Annotated in this window: 18 protein-coding genes and 1 riboswitch; of the genes, 15 read left to right on the forward strand and 3 right to left on the reverse strand. The window is 62.9% G+C overall.

Annotated elements, in window-relative coordinates; all coding sequences use genetic code 11:
- Positions 1-35: 35 nt before the first annotated feature.
- The 13 genes from CLV89_RS18175 to CLV89_RS18235 all read left to right on the forward strand — a co-directional run bounded on the left by CLV89_RS18175 (position 36) and on the right by CLV89_RS18235 (position 10,541).
- The gene (locus tag CLV89_RS18175) at positions 36-917 is read left to right on the forward strand and encodes a LysR family transcriptional regulator (RefSeq protein WP_106165083.1); all 882 of its coding nucleotides are present in this window, start codon (positions 36-38) and stop codon (positions 915-917) included.
- A gap of 354 nt (positions 918-1,271) precedes the next feature.
- Complete coding sequence (locus CLV89_RS18180) at positions 1,272-2,192, forward strand: MYG1 family protein (RefSeq protein ID WP_106165084.1); 921 nt, start codon at positions 1,272-1,274, stop codon at positions 2,190-2,192.
- A gap of 306 nt (positions 2,193-2,498) precedes the next feature.
- Positions 2,499-2,602, forward strand: a riboswitch (TPP riboswitch).
- 46 nt (positions 2,603-2,648) lie between these two features.
- Positions 2,649-3,452 (forward strand): bifunctional hydroxymethylpyrimidine kinase/phosphomethylpyrimidine kinase, encoded by an 804-nt coding sequence (gene thiD / locus CLV89_RS18185; RefSeq protein ID WP_106165085.1) that lies wholly within the window; start codon positions 2,649-2,651, stop codon positions 3,450-3,452.
- Entirely contained in the window at positions 3,449-4,423 is a 975-nt protein-coding gene (locus CLV89_RS18190; RefSeq protein ID WP_106165086.1) for an FAD-dependent oxidoreductase, read from the forward strand. The genes thiD and CLV89_RS18190 overlap by 4 nt, the downstream gene beginning before the upstream one ends.
- Complete coding sequence (gene thiS, locus CLV89_RS18195) at positions 4,407-4,601, forward strand: sulfur carrier protein ThiS (protein ID WP_106165087.1); 195 nt, start codon at positions 4,407-4,409, stop codon at positions 4,599-4,601. The genes CLV89_RS18190 and thiS overlap by 17 nt, the downstream gene beginning before the upstream one ends.
- 2 nt (positions 4,602-4,603) lie before the next feature.
- Positions 4,604-5,374 carry a thiazole synthase gene (locus tag CLV89_RS18200; protein WP_106165088.1) on the forward strand — a complete coding sequence of 257 codons (771 nt, stop codon included), beginning with the start codon at positions 4,604-4,606 and terminating at the stop codon, positions 5,372-5,374.
- Complete coding sequence (locus CLV89_RS18205; RefSeq protein WP_106165089.1) at positions 5,371-5,967, forward strand: thiamine phosphate synthase; 597 nt, start codon at positions 5,371-5,373, stop codon at positions 5,965-5,967. Before CLV89_RS18200 ends, CLV89_RS18205 begins: the two co-directional genes overlap by 4 nt.
- The gene (locus CLV89_RS18210) at positions 5,964-6,923 is read left to right on the forward strand and encodes a HesA/MoeB/ThiF family protein (protein ID WP_106165090.1); all 960 of its coding nucleotides are present in this window, start codon (positions 5,964-5,966) and stop codon (positions 6,921-6,923) included. The genes CLV89_RS18205 and CLV89_RS18210 overlap by 4 nt, the downstream gene beginning before the upstream one ends.
- A gap of 36 nt (positions 6,924-6,959) precedes the next feature.
- Positions 6,960-7,895, forward strand: coding sequence for an ABC transporter substrate-binding protein (locus CLV89_RS18215; protein ID WP_106165091.1), 936 nt, complete (start codon positions 6,960-6,962; stop codon positions 7,893-7,895).
- Positions 7,892-8,569, forward strand: a complete 678-nt coding sequence (gene tenA / locus CLV89_RS18220) for a thiaminase II (RefSeq protein ID WP_106165092.1) — start codon at positions 7,892-7,894, stop codon at positions 8,567-8,569. Before CLV89_RS18215 ends, tenA begins: the two co-directional genes overlap by 4 nt.
- A complete protein-coding gene (locus CLV89_RS18225; RefSeq protein ID WP_106165093.1) occupies positions 8,566-9,294 on the forward strand; it encodes an ABC transporter ATP-binding protein in 729 nt (242 codons plus the stop codon). The genes tenA and CLV89_RS18225 overlap by 4 nt, the downstream gene beginning before the upstream one ends.
- Positions 9,291-10,025 (forward strand): ABC transporter permease, encoded by a 735-nt coding sequence (locus CLV89_RS18230; protein WP_106165094.1) that lies wholly within the window; start codon positions 9,291-9,293, stop codon positions 10,023-10,025. The genes CLV89_RS18225 and CLV89_RS18230 overlap by 4 nt, the downstream gene beginning before the upstream one ends.
- Positions 10,026-10,145: 120 nt before the next feature.
- On the forward strand, positions 10,146-10,541 hold the full coding sequence (locus CLV89_RS18235) for a VOC family protein (RefSeq protein ID WP_106165095.1): 396 nt from the start codon (positions 10,146-10,148) through the stop codon (positions 10,539-10,541).
- Between the two features lie 7 nt (positions 10,542-10,548).
- Here the strand turns inward: CLV89_RS18235 and CLV89_RS18240 are convergent, their stop codons facing one another.
- Positions 10,549-11,580 carry a GlxA family transcriptional regulator gene (locus CLV89_RS18240; protein ID WP_106165096.1) on the reverse strand — a complete coding sequence of 344 codons (1,032 nt, stop codon included), beginning with the start codon at positions 11,578-11,580 and terminating at the stop codon, positions 10,549-10,551.
- A gap of 62 nt (positions 11,581-11,642) precedes the next feature.
- Entirely contained in the window at positions 11,643-13,181 is a 1,539-nt protein-coding gene (locus tag CLV89_RS18245) for a trimethylamine methyltransferase family protein (RefSeq protein WP_106165097.1), read from the reverse strand.
- Between the two features lie 146 nt (positions 13,182-13,327).
- Between CLV89_RS18245 and CLV89_RS18250 the strand changes: the two genes are divergently transcribed.
- Both CLV89_RS18250 and CLV89_RS18255 read left to right on the forward strand, forming a co-directional pair.
- Complete coding sequence (locus CLV89_RS18250; protein ID WP_106165098.1) at positions 13,328-14,239, forward strand: LysR substrate-binding domain-containing protein; 912 nt, start codon at positions 13,328-13,330, stop codon at positions 14,237-14,239.
- A gap of 74 nt (positions 14,240-14,313) precedes the next feature.
- On the forward strand, positions 14,314-15,267 hold the full coding sequence (locus CLV89_RS18255) for an aminotransferase class IV (protein WP_106165099.1): 954 nt from the start codon (positions 14,314-14,316) through the stop codon (positions 15,265-15,267).
- A 215-nt stretch (positions 15,268-15,482) separates the two neighbouring features.
- On the opposite strand, the gene CLV89_RS18260 is transcribed toward CLV89_RS18255, so the two are convergent.
- Positions 15,483-17,255 (reverse strand): methyl-accepting chemotaxis protein, encoded by a 1,773-nt coding sequence (locus CLV89_RS18260; protein WP_106165100.1) that lies wholly within the window; start codon positions 17,253-17,255, stop codon positions 15,483-15,485.
- Positions 17,256-17,261 lie beyond the last annotated feature (6 nt).

Below are 17,261 nucleotides of genomic sequence, written 5' to 3' on the forward strand. Positions count from 1 at the left end.
TATAATTCGGTAATTCCGTACAATGTGGGGCGATCATGCTTATCGAAAATCTCAGGCTCTTCCTCTTGATCGTTGAAAAAGGCGGGCTCGCCGCTGCCGGGCGCGAGATCGGCCTTTCCCCGGCGACGGTCACGGACAGGCTTGCGGCGCTTGAAACCTATTACGGCGCACGTTTGCTGACGCGAACGACCCGCTCGATCAGCCTGACAGATGAAGGTCGAGAGCTCATGATCGGAGCGCGACGTATATTGGCGGAAGCCGAAGAGACCGAGGCCCGGATAAAGCTGGGTGTCGAGAAAATTTCAGGAAGGATCCACATGAGCGCGCCGAGCGATCTGGGCCGCAATCAGATTGTACCGTTGCTTGATCGCTTCATGGAGCAGAACCCCGAAATCACAATCGACCTGACACTCAGCGATGGCTATGTCGATCTGGTCGGGCAGGGCATCGACCTGGCCTTACGATTTGGCGAGCTTGCCGACAGCAGCATGAAATCGCGCAAGCTCGGCGTGAACCGCCGCCTTGTCTGTGCGGCTCCGGATTATCTGAAGCTGAACGGGACGCCCCGCCATCCGGATGATCTGGCGCATCACAACTGCCTCATCATGAGGTTCGGTGCCAGTACGGATCAGGATTGGATCTTTACGGTCAATGGCGAAAAGCGCGCCTGCCGGGTCTATGGCAATCGTATTGCCAATGACGGTGGTCTCATTCGCGCATGGTGCCTCAATGGCTACGGAGTGGCCCTGAAGTCAGAATGGGATGTCCGAAACGATCTGCAGGCAGGCAGGCTTGTTGAGTTGCTTGAAGCGTTTGCAGTCGAGCCGAGTGCGCTGCAAATGGTCTACCCCGCTGGCGCCGTACAGCCGCGACGGGTGCGCGCCTTGATGGATTATCTGTCAAAGGCGCTTCAGTAACGGTTGGAACGCGAGGCAGACTTCAGGCCATTCCGCGGCGCGTGCAGTCTGGGGGCGCCGCCTCGCCGCCAGATCCATAGTGGCGTTGGCGGCAGTTTTCCGTTCTGGCTCTTTCCGGGTGCGCAAATGAGCAACGGTGTTTCTCAGCCCTTGGAACTGCTGGTCACGCCCGCGTGGACAGGCTTTTCCTGATTGATATCCCATGCTTCTCGATATCTCGTCCGAGTTTTTTGCGGACCCATTCATTCGAAGCAAAATGACGCGGCATAACCCGTTGACTATGTGCGCCTTTATAGAGATCTTCGGGAAAACCCGCCCCCGATCTACGGGTGTGACATATCCGGAGACGAGCAGATGACCATAAAGCACCTTGTGACCCACTCAGGCGGGTTCCATGCGGATGAACTCTTGTCTTCGGTCATTCTGACCCGGCTGTTTCCAGATGCGAAGCTGGTGCGGTCACGGGATGCGACGTGGATTGTGCCCACCGAAGACCGGATAATCTTTGATGTCGGGCGCGCATATGATCCTGACAAGCAGATTTTTGACCACCACCAGCGACCTAACCCGCTCCGCGAGGACAATGCCTCGCCCTACAGTTCCTTCGGTTTGATCTGGAAGCATTTCGGACGTGATTATCTGCGCGCGATGGAGGTGCCGGAGAGTGACGTGGACGACATTCATCATCGTTTCGATCAGAGCTTTGTCCTCCCGGTGGATCTCCTGGACAATGGCGCATTGGAACCGTCAGTTGCAGGACCGCTGTCGGGGATGACGCTGCCCGTTTTGCTTGAGACGCTGAAACCGGTGTTCGACGATAGAAGCCCCGATGCAGATGATCGCGCCTTTGCAGATGCTCTGGGCGTTGCGCGTGCATTTGTTGAGGCCTCGGTCCGTGGCAAGGCCTCGAAGAACCGCGCCGAAACGATGGTGACGCAGTCGATCAAGGAGGCCGGCGACTCGCCAATTTTGGAACTGCCGATGGGAATGCCGTTCCGGTCGGCTGTTGAAAAGACGGGCGCGGATCATCTGTTGTTCGTCATTCACCCGCGCGACGGAGACTGGGCGCTGACGACCATCCGCAAGAGTGGCGATACCTTCGAAAGCCGTGCTGACCTGCCAGAAGCTTGGGCGGGACTGACAGATGCGGCTCTGGAACACGCCTGCGGTGTTGAGGGGGCAAAGTTCTGCCACAACGCCCGCTTTGTCGCGGTGGCGGCAAACCGGGATGCGATCCTGCGGATGGCAGAGTTGGCGGTTGCAGAACTCTCCTGATTTCGAGCGGATTTCGCCCCTGTGATACTGGCAGATCAGGTGCCGCGCTTTGCGACTGGCGAGGCTGCGCAGTCAGATGCCGTCCTGATCTACTGTTCCTGAAAAAGACCTCGGAAGCTAAAAAAAGCGAGATCGACCAACCGCTTATCGCGTCGATTTCGGCGATGCAGGTCCGCGTGCAATTCGCGTGGCTGATACCCTGCGGACCATACCGACAAAGGTGCGGGTCTGGCGGAACGCTCAGGTTGAGCACGCTGAACGACGGGCGAGAGGTTTGACTTCGCGCGATGGAGTTGTTACCGCACATGTGAACCGTTGGGGTGCCTCGTCGAGGCTGAGAGATGCGCAAGCGTTAACCCATCGAACCTGATCCGGGCAATTCCGGCGGAGGGAACGGTCTTCTGATATGCAGACAGTTTCTATGCCCGGTGCCCTTTTGTCGTAAGGAGCATCGCTATGGCGCATATCGCTTTGACCATTGCCGGGTCTGACAGTGGCGGCGGGGCCGGCATTCAGGCGGATCTGAAAGCCATGTCTGCGCTTGGGGTCTACGGGGCCAGTGTGATCACCGCCATCACCGCGCAAAACACGCAGGCCGTGACGGGTGTGCATGGTATTCCGCTGGACATGATCACCGCGCAGATCGACGCGGTGCTGGGTGATCTGGATGTGGGCGCGATCAAAATCGGGATGCTGGCAACGCCAGAGATCATCGACTGTGTCGCCCGGGCCATCGCAGACTTTGACGGGGCGATTGTGCTTGACCCGGTGATGATTGCCAAATCCGGCGATGCGCTTTTGGCGCCAGAAGCGGTGTCCACGCTGTGCCGCGTGCTTCTGCCGCGCGCTCGGATCATCACCCCGAACCTGCCTGAAGCGGCCTGCCTGCTGGAGGGGCCCACCGCCACATCCGCGCAGGATATGGTCGAACAGGGCCGCGCCCTCTGTGCGTTCGGGGCGCAGGCGGTTCTGATGAAGGGCGGTCATGCCGAGGGCGAAATCTGCGAGGACATCCTGATTGAGGCTGGCGCGGAAGTCGCGCGCTTCAGCGCAGCGCGGCAGCACACCAAGAACACTCATGGCACCGGCTGCACCCTGTCGTCTGCCATTGCGGCCGGGCTGGCCAAGGGGCTGCCACTGGACGCGGCGGTGTCAGAGGCGCACGGCTATCTGCAAGGCGCTATCGCAGCGGCGGATGATCTGCAGATCGGTCACGGCCATGGTCCGGTTCACCATTTCCACAGGGTCTGGCCCGCATGACAGTTTACTCCGTCATAGGGGCCGGGGTGGCCGGTCTGGCCGTGGCCTCGGAACTGGTTGCGCGTGGCGCCACCGTACAGGTGTTTGACCCGTCCGGTCCGCCCGGTGCGCACGGCTGTTCCTGGTGGGCGGGTGGCATGCTCGCGCCGTGGTGCGAGTATGAAAACGCCGAAGAGCCGGTTTTGCGACTGGGGCAGGACGCAATCCGCTGGTGGCAGACGCGCACCGAGGTCACCCATCGTGGCACTTTGGTTGTTGCAGGGCGGCGGGATCTGCCGGATCTGCGCCGCTTTGCCCGCCGGACCGAAGGGTTTCAGGAGGTCGGTGCGCAGATCGCCACGCTGGAGCCTGATTTGCCAGGCTATGGGCAGGGATTGTTCTTCGAAGGTGAGGCGCATCTCGACCCGCGCAGGGCATTGATGGACCTCTACAACGGCCTGATCGACAGCGGCGTGACCTTCCACAAAACCGTAGCGCCTGCATCGCTGGACAATGCCATCGACTGCCGCGGTCTGCATGCACGCGATGTGCTGACTGACCTGCGCGGCGTGAAGGGCGAGATGCTGGTGATCCGCTGCCCCGATGTCAGCCTGACGCGCCCAGTGCGGCTGCTGCATCCGCGTATGCCACTTTACATCGTGCCGCGCGGCGATGGCGTTTACATGCTGGGCGCCACCATGATCGAGAGCGAGGACAGCAGCCGTATCACGGCACGGTCCATGCTGGAATTGCTCAGCGCGGCCTATGCGCTGAACCCGGCGTTTGGCGAGGCCGAAGTGCTGGAAATCGGTGTCGATCTGCGCCCGGCATTTGCCGACAACCTACCGCGCATCCGCAGGCGGGCGGGCAGGATCTACGCCAATGGCTTGTATCGGCACGGTTATCTTCTCGCGCCGGCACTGGCGTGCGGTGTGGCTGATCTCGCCCTGAACAACACTCATTCGGAGATGGTCGATGAAGATCGTACTTAATGGTGATCCCCTCGAAGTCGCCGCGCTGACGCTTGCCGACCTGTTGCAGGAGCGGGAGGTGTCGGGGCGCGTCGCGACGGCGGTGAATGAAGAGTTCGTACCCGCATCGTTGCGCGGATCTTGCCACTTGAAAGACGGCGACCGGGTCGAGGTCGTCGCGCCCATGCAGGGAGGCTAAGGATGAAGACGTTTTACGGCACTGCACTGCCCAATCCGCTGATGCTTGGCACGGCGCAATACCCCAGTCCAGCCATACTGGAACAGGCCTTCCGCCAGAGCGGTGCCGGGGTGGCGACCGTCTCGCTGCGCCGCGAAGGGGCAGGGGGCGCAGGCGCGGCCTTCTGGCAGATGATACAGGATCTTGGCGTGTTGATCCTGCCCAACACGGCGGGCTGTCATACGGTGAAGGAGGCTGTCACCACCGCCCATATGGCGCGGGAAGTGTTCGACACCAAATGGATCAAGCTGGAGCTGATTGGCCATACCGACAGTTTGCAGCCGGATGTCTTCCAATTGGTCGAGGCGGCGAAAATCCTGACCGAGGACGGGTTTGAGGTCTTTCCCTACACCACAGAGGACCTGATTGTCGCCGAACGCCTGCTGGCGGCAGGCTGCGAGGTGCTGATGCCCTGGGGCGCGCCGATCGGATCGGGCCGCGGGCTGAACAACCCCTATGCGCTGCGCGCCATGCGGGCCGAGTTTCCCGAGGTGCCGCTGGTGGTTGATGCAGGCGTTGGCCTGCCGAGCCACGCCGCGCATGCGATGGAGCTGGGCTTTGATGCGGTGCTGCTGAACACCGCTGTTGCCCGCGCGGGGGACCCGATTGCGATGGCGCAGGCGATGATGGGGGCGGTGCGGGCTGGCAAGCTGGCCCATGACGCGGACCCGATCGAGGCGCGCGATATGGCTGAGGCTTCTACCCCTGTGATCGGAAAGGCATTCCTCACATGACACTGGATCGATTCTACCCGATTTTCGACCATTCCGACTGGCTGCGCCGGATGCTGCCGCTGGGCGTCAAGCTGGTGCAACTGCGCATGAAGGATCTTCCAGAAGAGGCCGTGCGCACGCAGGTCGCGCTGTCGCGGGATCTGTGCCGGGAGCATGGCGCGGTCTTGGTGATCAACGATCACTGGCAGGCGGCCATCGACCTGGGCTGCGACTGGGTGCATCTGGGGCAGGAGGATCTGGACGATGCCGACCTCTCCGCGATCCGCAAGGCCGGGCTGAAGCTGGGCGTCTCGACCCATGATGATGACGAGCTGGAGCGCGTGCTGGCGATGGAGCCTGACTACGTCGCCCTTGGTCCGGTCTATCCAACGATCCTCAAGAAAATGAAATGGCACCAGCAGGGCTTGCCACGGGTCACCGAATGGAAGGCGCGCGTGGGACAGACCCCACTGGTAGGCATCGGCGGCATGTCGGTGGAGCGTGCCGCATGCGTGCTGGAGGCGGGCGCGGATATCGTATCAGTAGTGACGGATATCACCCTGAATGAAGAGCCTGAGTCCCGCGTGCGCCAGTGGATCGAGGCAACGCGATGAACCGTTATGCGCGTCAGATGATCCTCCCCGAGGTCGGCACCGCCGGGCAGGCGCGTCTTGCCCAGGCGCGGGTGCTGGTGATCGGCGCCGGTGGCCTGGCAGCGCCGGTGCTGCCCTTGCTGGCAGGGGCTGGCGTGGGGCATATCACCTTGGTGGATGGCGACAGGGTGAGCCTGTCGAACCTGCACCGTCAGACCCTGTTTGCCGAGGCCGACTGTGGTCAGCCCAAGGCAGAGGTGGCCGCGCAGCGTTGTCGTTCGCTGAACAGCGAAATCACCGTCGCGGCGGTGACGCAGGCCCTGACCCCGGCGACCGCGCCTGCCTATGTGACCAATGCGGATCTGGTGCTGGATTGCGCCGACAGCTATGCGGTGAGTTACCTGCTCAGCGATATCTGCCGGGCGGCGACGGTGCCGCTCCTCAGTGCATCGGTGCTGGGGCTGGGCGGCTATGTCGGCGGCTTCTGCGGGAGTGCGCCTTCGCTGCGCGCGGTGTTCCCGGACGCGCCCGACAGCGGCGCCAGCTGCGAGACGGCGGGCGTGCTTGGCCCGGTCGTGGGCATGATCGGGGCCATGCAAGCGCAGATGGCGCTGACTGTGCTGCTGGCGCTTTCACCCGCGCCCCTGGGACAGGTGGTGCAATTCGACGCGCAAGGGTTTCGCGCCTCAAGCTTCCGCTTTGATGGCGCGCCAGAGCCGGACCGACCCTTTGCCTTTGTGGCCGCGACAGAGCTTTGTGACAACGATCACATCATCGAGCTGCGTGCCGATGGCGCAGCATTGCATCCGGCAGCACGGCGATTGGCCGGCGATGACATTGCGCAGCACCTGCCGCCAACCTCAGACACCCGTCTGGCGCTGTGTTGCGCAACCGGGCTGCGGGCCTGGCGCGCAGCTGAACAGATCAGAGACATCTGGCCCGGCGAGATCGTTCTCGTCGCGGCCTCCGCATCCTGAGACACAGGTCCACGACAAAAGAAGGACATCTTTTTTATGAAACATTTCATTGCTGCTCTCGCGCTCATGGCCGCGACTCCTGCCATGGCAGCTGACAAGATGACGTTGCTGCTGGACTGGTTTGTGAACCCTGACCACGGGCCGATCATCATCGCGCAGGAAAACGGCTATTTCGCGGATGAAGGTCTGGAGGTCGAGGTCGTCGCGCCCGCTGACCCCTCGGCGCCACCGCGTCTGGTCGCTGCCGGTCAGGCAGATCTGGCGGTGTCATATCAGCCGCAGCTGCATCTGCAGATCCACGAAGGGTTGCCGCTGAAACGTGTCGGAACGCTGGTTGCGACCCCGCTGAACTGCCTTTTGGTGCTGAAGGACGGCCCCATTCAGGAACTCGCGGACCTGAAGGGCAAGAAGATCGGCTTCTCCGTCGCGGGTGTCGAAGAGGCGGTGTTGCAGGCGATGCTGGGCCAGCACGGGGTGACGCCGGATGATATCGAGATGATCAACGTGAATTTCTCTCTGTCGCCCTCGCTGATGTCGGGGCAGGTCGACGCGGTGATCGGCGCGTTCCGTAACTTCGAGCTGAACCAGATGGAAATCGAAGGTGTCGAAGGGCGCTGTTTCTATGTCGAAGAAGAGGGCGTGCCCGCCTATGATGAACTGATCTATGTCGCCAACCCGGACCGCATGGACGCAGACAAGGTCGAGCGTTTTCTCGCCGCGACCGAGAAGGCAACGCAGTATATCGTTAACAACCCGGAGAAAAGCTGGGAGATCTTCGCCGCCACATCGACCGAATTGCAGGACGAGCTGAACGCACGCGCTTGGACAGATACGCTGCCACGTTTTGCCCTGCGTCCGGCGGGGTTTGACGCGGGCCGCTATGCCCGGTTCGAGGCCTTCCTGAAGGACAGCGGCATGATCGACAGTCTGAACCCGGTGGATGCGATCAGCATCGACGTGACCGCACAATGAGCGGCGGATACGGGCACGCCTTTGCGCTGATGCGCGCGCAGGCTGAAGGGCCGTGGCAGGACTATACCCGCCACGGTTTTGTCGAAGGGTTGAAAGACGGCAGCCTGCCGCGCGCTGCATTCCTGCACTATCTGCGTCAGGACTACGTGTTTCTGACCCATTTCTCCCGCGCCTGGGCGCTGGCGGTGGTGAAGTCCGAAACCCATGCCGAAATGCTGGCCGCCGTGGGCACGGTCAATGCGCTGGTGGCCGAGGAAATGCAGCTGCATATCGGGATCTGCGAGGCAGAAGGGATCTCTCAGGACGCGCTGTTTGCGACGGCGGAGCGGGCGGAGAACCTGGCCTATACGCGCTTTGTGCTTGAGGCAGGCTACAGCGGCGATCTGCTGGATCTTCTTGCGGCACTGGCGCCCTGCGTCATGGGCTATGGCGAGATCGGCACGCGCCTTGCGAGCGAGGCCACATCCGACACCTATGCGGATTGGATCAACACCTATGCGGGCGCCGACTATCAGGAGGCATGCGCGGCGGTGGGCGTCTTGATGGACACCGCGCTGACACGGCGTCTGGGCGTGGAGTTCACCACATCGCCCCGCTGGGCGCGGCTGTGCCAGACCTTCCGCACCGCAACCGAGCTTGAAGTCGGCTTCTGGCAGATGGGCCTCACCCCATGACGCCTGCGCCCGGTGTGACGATCTCGGGGGAGGCGAGGCTTGGTGGCGCGCAGCTTTTTGCGCCGCTCACGCTGACCTTGGCGGCCGGGCAATGGACCTGCCTTCTTGGCGGGTCTGGTGTTGGCAAGTCCACCGTGCTGCGGTTGATCTCGGGATTGGCGACCGAGGCGGCGTTTGAGGGCGACATTACCGCAACGGACACTGCGCCGGTGGCGCATCGGGTGGCCTATATGGCGCAGGATGATCTGCTGCTGCCCTGGGCCAGCGTGTCGGAGAATATCCAGCTCGGGGCGCGCCTGCGGGCAGAGGTGCCCGACCGCGCGCGACTGGCGCGCATCTTGGCCCGCGTGGGGCTTGTGGAGCATGCGGACAAGAAACCCGCTGAACTGTCCGGAGGTCAGCGTCAGCGGGTGGCGTTGGCCCGCACCTTGATGGAAGACAAGCCCGTCATATTGCTGGACGAGCCGTTTTCGGCACTGGACGCCCAGACACGCGCCGCAATGCAGGATCTCGCGGTCGAGGTGCTGGCGCATAAAACCGTGCTGATCGTGACACATGACCCGGCCGAAGCCGCGCGTCTGGGGCATGCCATTCTTGTGATGACGCCCGAGGGGCTGACCTCGCATCCCCCGCCGGATGGTGCCATTCCCCGCCCGGTGGATGATCTGGGCACGCTTGAATGTCAGGCGTCCCTGCTGCGCCTGCTGAGGTCGACCGTTTCATGAAGTATGCTCCGGTCGTTGCAGCGACATTGTTTGCGCTACTGGTCTGGCAAATCATCGTCAGCGCCACCGGCCTGCCGAAGTTTATCCTGCCGGGGCCGATGCTGGTGGCGGAAACATGGTGGGAAAATCGCGCCATTATTGCCGAACACACCCTGACGACCGCGCTGGAGGTTCTGATCGGTCTGGCGATCGGGACCGCGCTTGGTATCGCGACGGCCATTCACCTGGCCAGCTCACGCATGGCGCGGGTGCTGATACAGCCCATTCTGGTGTTCACGCAGGCCTTGCCGGTGTTTGCGCTGGCACCGATCCTGACGCTATGGCTGGGCTTTGGCCTGTGGTCCAAGGTCGCGATGGCGGTGCTGATCATCTATTTTCCCATCACCGCGTCGTTCTTTGACGGCCTGATGCGCACGCCGCAGGGCTATCTCGATCTTGCGCGCACGATGCAGGCCAGCCCGTCGCGCATTCTGTGGAATATCCGCATTCCTGCCGCTTTGCCATCTCTGGCCTCGGGCGTGCGCCTTGCGGCGGTCTATGCCCCGATCGGCGCGGTCATCGGCGAATGGGTGGGGGCCTCGCGCGGGCTGGGCTATCTGATGTTGCTGGCGAATGGGCGCGCCAAGACGGATCTGATGTTCGCCGCGATGCTGACGCTTGGCGTGTTCTCGGTGCTGCTGCATCTCGGGGTGGCGCGATTGACCCGCAACCTTGGGCAACACGGCGCGTAGCAGCTGCAGGCGCGCTGGATCGACCATGGTCTCGACGCAAAATGAACGATCAGGGTTGCCTTTGCCCCGCCGCTCCGGTCACACCCTTGCCTGAGTATCATCAAAGACATTGGGGGTCCCATGACCAAACTTGCCCACAGCATGATCCGCGTTTTGAACGAGGAGACGTCCGTTGCCTTCTACAAGGCCGCCTTTGCGATGGAGATCGCGGATCGGCTCGATTTTGACGACTTCACGCTGATCTACATGACCGCCCCCGAAGGTGCCTTCGAGCTGGAACTGACCGTCAACAAATCCCGCACAGAGCCTTACGATCTGGGTGATGGCTATGGCCATATCGCATTGGTGGTTGCGGATCTGGAAGCGGCCCGCGCCCGGGTCGAAGCCGCAGGTGGGGCGCCGCGCGATATCGTCGATTTCCGCCCCGGCGGTGAACGCGTGGCGCGGTTCTTCTTTGTCGCCGACCCGGATGGCTATCAGATCGAAGTGATCGAGCAGGGCGGCCGCTTCCGCTAATCCTCCGTTACCCAATGCGGCCGGAGCGGATTTCGAACGGGGACTGTCCGAAGCGCAGGCGGAACTTCTTGGAGAAATGGCTCGGCGAGGAAAACCCCGTGGCCATGGCCACTTCGGTGATCGGCATCTCGCTCTGCAGCAGCAGGTTGCGGGCCCGGTCCAGACGCAGCTCGTCGTAGAACCGCTTGGGCGGCAGGCCCACATAGCGCAGGAACAGTCGTTCCACCTGCCGTTGCGAGATGCCGACCAGTTCGGAAAAACGCTGCATCGGCAGCGGGTATTCGACATTGTCATCCATCGCCCGGATGATCCGGCGCAGGCGCGGGTGGGTCACATGGGCAAAATGGGGCGAGATGTCGGAGGTCAGCGCCTGCAGCCGGTGCTGCTGGGTATAACTCAGCTCATCCGCCACCTGATCGGCCAGTTCGCTCCCCAGCAGGCTGCGGATGAAACACAGCGCCAGGTCGATCGCGGCGGTGCCCGCAGCGCAGGAAAAACTGTCGTGCTCATAGACAAAGGCGGAGCGCGCCAGCACCACCTGCGGATAGCGCTCGGCAAAGCTGCTCTGGTGGCGCCAATGGGTGGTGGCGGTCTTACCGTTCAACAGCCCCGCCATCGCCAGCACCTCCGCGCCGCGATCCAGCCCGCCGCAGCGGACCCCGTGGCGCATGGCGCTGCGCAAGCCGCGCGTGACCGCATCAAGGGTGGCGCGCGGGATGTCAGGCGTGCCGCAGAGCAGCAGCAGATCGCCGCGCCGCAGATCCCGGAGGCTGCCCGCAACCGGTAGGGCAAGGCCTGAGGATGAAGTCACCGGCGCCCCGTCCAGCGTGATGCAGAGACTGCTCAGGGGCTGCGCACGGCACAGCCGGTTGGCCAGTGCCAGCGTGTCCAGAAGGCCACTGACCGACAGCAGCGAATGCCCGGGCAGCAGCATCAGCACAAAGCGCTGCACAGGCGCGCTGACCGGGCCGGCCGGGGCAGGCGCCGCGGGGGCGGCGGTCTCTTCCTCAGACATGTGCAGCGGTTTGTCCTGCAACATCGGTCAATCTCCGGTCAGTGGCCTCCGGTCACGGGGGGGGCGCTCAGGGGGCCAGGGGAGGCTCAGGGCTCCCCCGCGCCGATCTCCTCGCGGCGGCGGATCACATAGGCGTCGAGCGCCTCGGCCACGCCCGGGTCCAGCGCTGGTTCCTCGTATTCACGCAGGGCCTGCTGCCACAGCTCGGTGGCGCGGGTCAGCGCGTCCTTGGCACCGGCGGCCTCCCAGCTCTCGTAGTTGGTCCAATCCGACAGCAACGGGCGATAGAACGCGGTCTCGTAACGCTCCATCGTATGCGCCGCGCCAAAGAAATGGCCGCCGGTGGGCACCGATTTGATCGCCTCCAGCCCAAGCTCATCTTCGCTGAAGCTGATCGGCTTCATGAATTCCTTCATGTTCTGGATGATCTCCACATCGAGGATGAATTTCTCCAGCGAGGCGGTCAGCCCGCCTTCGAGCCAGCCCGCCGCGTGGTAGATCAGATTGGCCCCGCCCATGGTGGCCCCCCAAGTGGACATCATCGTCTCATAGGCGGCCTGCAGGTCGACGCAATTGGAGGCATTGGCGTTCGAGGTCCGGTAGGGCACCCGGTAGCGCCGCGCCAGCTGGCCGGCGATGATATTGGCCTTGGTGTTCTCAGGCGTGCCAAAGGCCGGCGCGCCGGAGCGCATGTCGACGTTCGACGTGAACGCCCCATAGAGCACCGGCGTACCCGGGTTCACCAGCTGCGTCAGCACCACGCCAAACAGCGCCTCGGCATTCTGTTGCGCCATGGCGGCGGGCAGGGTCACCGGGGTCATCGCTCCCATCAGGGTGAAGGGCGTGATGCTGACCGGCTGGCCGTGTTCGGCCATTGCCATCAGCCCGTCGGTCATCGCCTCGTCCAGCAGCCGTGGCGAGTTCACCGAGATCACCGTGACCACGCCGGGCACCGCGCGCATCTCCTCGACCGAGATGCCGCGGCTGATCGCCATCATGTTGATGCCGTCCAAGGCCCGTCCGCGCCCAATGGCGGTGCAGTGAAATGTCAGATCCGACAGGGTGAGATTGGCCAGATAGGTGTCCAGGTGGCGGGTGTTGGCGGGCAGTTCCATCGGGGCCACCACCTGATTGCCGATGATGTTGACCGCGTTGAAGTGATGCGCCAGACGGATGAAATTGCAGTAATCCTCGTGGTTGCCGGGACGTCTGCCGTTGATCATGTCGTGGGTGTTGGGCGGGCCGGCGACAAGGCCGAAGTTCATCGCGCTGCCGCCCATGGTGATGCGCTTTTCGGGATTGCGCGCCACCATGTCAAAACTCTGTGGCACGGTTTCCAGCGCCTTGTCGACGATACTCTCGTCGATGCGGATGGTCATCTCGTCCCGGTCCACGATGGCGCCCGCACGCTCAAACAGATCCATCACTGTCTCGCTCATCACCCGGATCCCGGCCTCCGACAGTACCCGCATGGAGGTGCGGTGGATCTGTTCGAGCTGCTCTTCGGTGACCACCTTCAGCGGTGCGTAGGGCAGGTGGGTCTGGCTCCAGGGGAGCTGCTCGATCTTGTTTCCCGCACGTGCAGACATACCGCTGCGCCCGCCTCGTCGTCCTGATCTGGCCATCTGGTCCAAGGTCCTTCATGTGCTGTTTTGCGCAAGCCTAACGAGCGGCGCGGCGCTTGACACATGGACAATCTGACCCCTATGACCTTATGAAACCGGGGTCATAGGCCGTCGATGGGGTGGCTTGGGTGCGGGAAAGGACGACGATGCAGGATCTGCCGCCGCTGAATTATCTGCGCTCCTTCGAGGCCTCGGCCCGGATGCTCAGCTTTACCGAGGCGGCGCGGGAGTTGAACCTGACGCAGGCCGCCGTCAGCGGCCACATCCGCGCGCTGGAGCAGTATATCGGCGGGCCGCTGTTCGTGCGCCATCCGCGCTCCCTGACGCTGACGTCGCTGGGCAATGCCTATCTGCCAGGGGTGCAGCAGGCCTTGCAGCAGGTGAAGCAGGCGACCCATGCGATCCTGCGGCGGCGTGGCGCGGAGCGGGTGGTGATCTCCTGCCCGGTCAGCTTGGTGGACCACTGGCTGGCGGATCTGGTGGCCCGGTTCGGCGTGCAGCATCCCGGCGCAGCGGTGACCATCCATGGCCGCGTCTGGGTGGATGAGCCGCCGGAGATTGCCGATATCATCCTGACCAACGTGTATAAAGAGGCGCTGGATCGCGCCAGCCTCCCGCTGTGGCAGGACCAGATGGTGGCGGTCTGCGCACCGGGGTACCTGACGCAGATCGGCGGGATCGACGCGCCGGAGGATCTGCTGCGGGCGCGCTTGGTCCACAGCCTTGGGCGCACAGAAGTGTGGTTGCAGGTGTTCCAGCGCCTCGGTCTGCCGGCCGCCACCGCGGATCCGGGGGCGGAGGGCGCGTGTCAGGCGAATACCTTCGGCTCGGTCGTTGCGCTGGCCGAGGCCGGGCATGGGGTGGCGGTGGTGCCGGGCGTTTTTGCCCGCGCCGGGCTGGGCGCGGGGCGGCTGGTGGCGCCGCTGGGTCAGGTGGGCCCGTGCCCCTGGGTCTGCACCATTTCCGACAGCAGCCTGTTGACCTCGGACGCGGCGCGGGCGCTGCATCGGTTCATCCAGGCGGAGGCCACCGCGCATCCGCCTGTTCTGGACGGATAATCCCACCGCCCCTTGCCAAGCCGGGCGGGCGCATGGTCTGTCTGCCTGCAAAGAGACAACAGACGAGATCCCGCATGACACTGGACCAGAGCCCCACCCACTCCACCCATGACGCCGAGGCCGATGACCGCAACGATCACATTAAGATCTATGTGAACGGTGAGATCGTGCCCAAGGAGGAGGCCACGGTCTCGGTCTATGACTCCGGTTTCATGCTGGGCGATGGCATGTGGGAGGGGATGCGGTTGTATGATGGTGAGTGGGCGTTCTTCGACGCGCATATGGACCGGCTGTTCAACTCGTTGAAGTCGGTGTCGCTGGAGATCGACATGGGGCCGGAGGACATCCGCGACATCCTTGATCGGACCGCAGCGGCCAACGGGATGACCGGCGATGCCCATTGCCGGTTGATGATCACCCGCGGGCGCAAGGCCAAGCCGTTTCAGCATCCGGCCCTGTCGAAATGGGGGCCGACCGTGGTCGCCATCGTGGAACATTCCAAACCGGCCGAAAGCCTCTCGGCCCATGGCATTCGCTTGGCGACCGTGCCGCAGGTGCGTGGGCTGCCGATGAGCCAGGACGCCAAATACAACAGTCATTCCAAGCTGAACTGCGTAATCGCCTGCCTGCAGGCCGAACAGGCGGGGGCGGACGAGGGGCTGATGCTCGATCCGCATGGGTTTGTGAACACCACCAATGCCTGCAATTTCTTCATCGTGCGGCGGGGCGAGGTTTGGACCTCGACCGGGGACTACTGCATGAACGGGGTCACCCGGCAGAATGTGATCGACCTGTGCCGCGCGAACGACATCCCTGTGCATGAGAAGAACTTTTCGCTCTATGAGGCCTATGGCGCCGATGAGGCCTTCCTGACCGGTACCTTTGGCGCGCAGACGCCGGTGGCCCTGATCGACGGCAAGGAGATCGGTGACGGCGCGCGTCCGGTGACGGCGCGCATTCGCACGCTCTACAAGGATCTGGTGGCAAAAACCGTGGCCGCGCAGAAAGCGGCGCGCTCATCGGGCTGAGGTCCGCCTAATGCTGTGTTGGCCGAGTTGGCAGGGGCCGCGGCCGCATGCCGGACAGGTCATGCGAGGAAATGGTCAAGCCCTGCCGGCCGCCTGCGAGAGAGGCGACAGAGGCCAAAACGTGAAGCGACCGCCCATGTGTGACCCGGGCGGTCGCTCTGTAAGGTCAGGTTGGGGTCGCGTTCTTATCGAGTGTGATGGGACCGCGACCGGGTTTAAGACGCTTGGCGTTGCACGTTGTCGTCGTCGCGTTCGCTGACCTGAAACTGGCGGGCGTTCAGCGCCAGTGTGTTGGCTTCGTCGCGCAGGCGCTGGGTTGCGGCAGAGGTTTCTTCGAACATTGCTGCGTTCTGCTGTGTAACCTGGTCCAGTTGATCGGCTGCCGAGGTGATTTCCGACAGGCCGGTCGATTGTTCACGGGCTGCTTCGGCCAATGCGCTCACGGTTTCGTTGATGGCGCTGATATGTTCGTTGATCTCGTCCAGCGCCGTGCCGGAGTCACGCGCCAGAGCAACGCCCGTTTCTACCTCACGGTTGGCATTGCCGATGAGGTCTGCAATCTCGCGAGCCGCATCCGATGACTTGCCGGCCAGTGCGCGCACTTCGCCCGCAACCACCGCAAAGCCACGTCCTGCTTCGCCGGCCCGTGCGGCCTCGACCCCTGCATTCAGGGCCAACAGGCTGGTCTGAAAGGAGATATCATCGATCAGCGACGTAATGCTGGAAATCTTGGCAGAGCTTTCCTCGATGCCACGCATGGCCTCGATCGTCTTGCGGACAACTTGTGCGCCACGCTCGGTGCGCTCGCTGGCCTGCTGCACACGTTCAGAGGCCGCACGGCTTTCTTCGGCGGAGTTCCTGACCGAAGCTGAGAGTTCCGTGAGCGCTGCCGAGGTTTCCTCGAGCGATGCCGCCTGCGTTTCGGTGCGCATGCCCAATTCGCGCGAGGAGCTGTCGAGGGCTTCACTCTCGCTCTCGATCCGCTCGACGCCGATCACCAGCTTGCGCATCAGATCTGAGATCTGTGTCACCGTGGCGTTGAAGTCTTCAGCCACCTGGCGGAATTCCTCGGGCATGGCGTCATCCACCCGAACGGTCAGATCGCCCTCGGCAAATTTGGCCAGTCGCTGGCTCAGGATCGCAACCACGCGCTGTCGCTCTTCGTCCTTGAGTTGCGCCTCTGCTTCCAATGCGGCTTGCATCTGCAAGCCATCGCGGAAATTGGCAACCGCATGGGCCATCTGGCCGATTTCACTGCGATCCGAGAGGCCGGGTACATCGGATTCGAGATCTCCGTCGGCCATGGTCGCCATACGCTCCTTAAGCGCATTGAGGGGCGGCAGCATGCTGCGGATGATCAGCAATGACACCCCGATCAGGACCGCCAGAGCCACGCCGAGCCCGGCCAGAGCGCGCATACGCATCCGTGCGATGTCGGCCTCAATGTCATTTACATAGGCACCGGTACCCAGATACCAATCCCAAGGTTCGTAGTACTGAGCATAGGTCAGCTTTGGTTCGACCTTTTTGGTCGCCGGGTTCTCGAAATAGATGGTGGAGACGGAACGTCCCTCAGAATCCATGCTGCCGAGAATCGCCTCGAAAATCTTGTTGCCATGCACATCCTTCAGATTGCGTTGGCTTTCGCCGCCGACCCATTGTGGACGGAACGGGTGGACGGAATAGACGATGTCGCTGTCGAAGGCGTAGATGTAGCCATTGTCGCCAAAACGCAGGTCGTTCAGGATCTGATAGACGGCATCTTTTGCCTCTTCCAGCGTCATTTCTCCAGCTTCTACGCGATTGCTGTAGGCCTCTATATGGCTGAGGCCGACGTCCGTGATGTGACGCAGCTCTTCTGTCCTGAGGTCGTAGGCCGCCTCGGATGCGTGGTTAAGCGTGAAGAAAGTCAAACTTGCAGCTGCAATGAGTGCAAGCGCCACGAGGGCGTAAATCCGGTTGGATAAACCGTAAAATGCGGCGGGCATGGTGGT

The sequence above is a fragment of the Tritonibacter scottomollicae genome (assembly GCF_003003215.1).
In the GTDB taxonomy this organism is placed as follows: Bacteria; Pseudomonadota; Alphaproteobacteria; order Rhodobacterales; family Rhodobacteraceae; genus Epibacterium; species Epibacterium scottomollicae.

Bases quoted from the DNA above. Each gene is read 5' to 3' on its own strand.
- CLV89_RS18175 (WP_106165083.1), top strand. From the start codon at position 36: ATGCTTATCGAAAATCTCAGGCTCTTCCTCTTGATCGTTGAAAAAGGC.
- CLV89_RS18180 (WP_106165084.1), top strand. From the start codon at position 1,272: ATGACCATAAAGCACCTTGTGACCCACTCAGGCGGGTTCCATGCGGAT.
- thiD (WP_106165085.1), top strand. From the start codon at position 2,649: ATGGCGCATATCGCTTTGACCATTGCCGGGTCTGACAGTGGCGGCGGG.
- CLV89_RS18190 (WP_106165086.1), top strand. From the start codon at position 3,449: ATGACAGTTTACTCCGTCATAGGGGCCGGGGTGGCCGGTCTGGCCGTG.
- thiS (WP_106165087.1), top strand. From the start codon at position 4,407: ATGAAGATCGTACTTAATGGTGATCCCCTCGAAGTCGCCGCGCTGACG.
- CLV89_RS18200 (WP_106165088.1), top strand. From the start codon at position 4,604: ATGAAGACGTTTTACGGCACTGCACTGCCCAATCCGCTGATGCTTGGC.
- CLV89_RS18205 (WP_106165089.1), top strand. From the start codon at position 5,371: ATGACACTGGATCGATTCTACCCGATTTTCGACCATTCCGACTGGCTG.
- CLV89_RS18210 (WP_106165090.1), top strand. From the start codon at position 5,964: ATGAACCGTTATGCGCGTCAGATGATCCTCCCCGAGGTCGGCACCGCC.
- CLV89_RS18215 (WP_106165091.1), top strand. From the start codon at position 6,960: ATGAAACATTTCATTGCTGCTCTCGCGCTCATGGCCGCGACTCCTGCC.
- tenA (WP_106165092.1), top strand. From the start codon at position 7,892: ATGAGCGGCGGATACGGGCACGCCTTTGCGCTGATGCGCGCGCAGGCT.
- CLV89_RS18225 (WP_106165093.1), top strand. From the start codon at position 8,566: ATGACGCCTGCGCCCGGTGTGACGATCTCGGGGGAGGCGAGGCTTGGT.
- CLV89_RS18230 (WP_106165094.1), top strand. From the start codon at position 9,291: ATGAAGTATGCTCCGGTCGTTGCAGCGACATTGTTTGCGCTACTGGTC.
- CLV89_RS18235 (WP_106165095.1), top strand. From the start codon at position 10,146: ATGACCAAACTTGCCCACAGCATGATCCGCGTTTTGAACGAGGAGACG.
- CLV89_RS18240 (WP_106165096.1), bottom strand. From the start codon at position 11,580: ATGTTGCAGGACAAACCGCTGCACATGTCTGAGGAAGAGACCGCCGCC.
- CLV89_RS18245 (WP_106165097.1), bottom strand. From the start codon at position 13,181: ATGGCCAGATCAGGACGACGAGGCGGGCGCAGCGGTATGTCTGCACGT.
- CLV89_RS18250 (WP_106165098.1), top strand. From the start codon at position 13,328: ATGCAGGATCTGCCGCCGCTGAATTATCTGCGCTCCTTCGAGGCCTCG.
- CLV89_RS18255 (WP_106165099.1), top strand. From the start codon at position 14,314: ATGACACTGGACCAGAGCCCCACCCACTCCACCCATGACGCCGAGGCC.
- CLV89_RS18260 (WP_106165100.1), bottom strand. From the start codon at position 17,255: ATGCCCGCCGCATTTTACGGTTTATCCAACCGGATTTACGCCCTCGTG.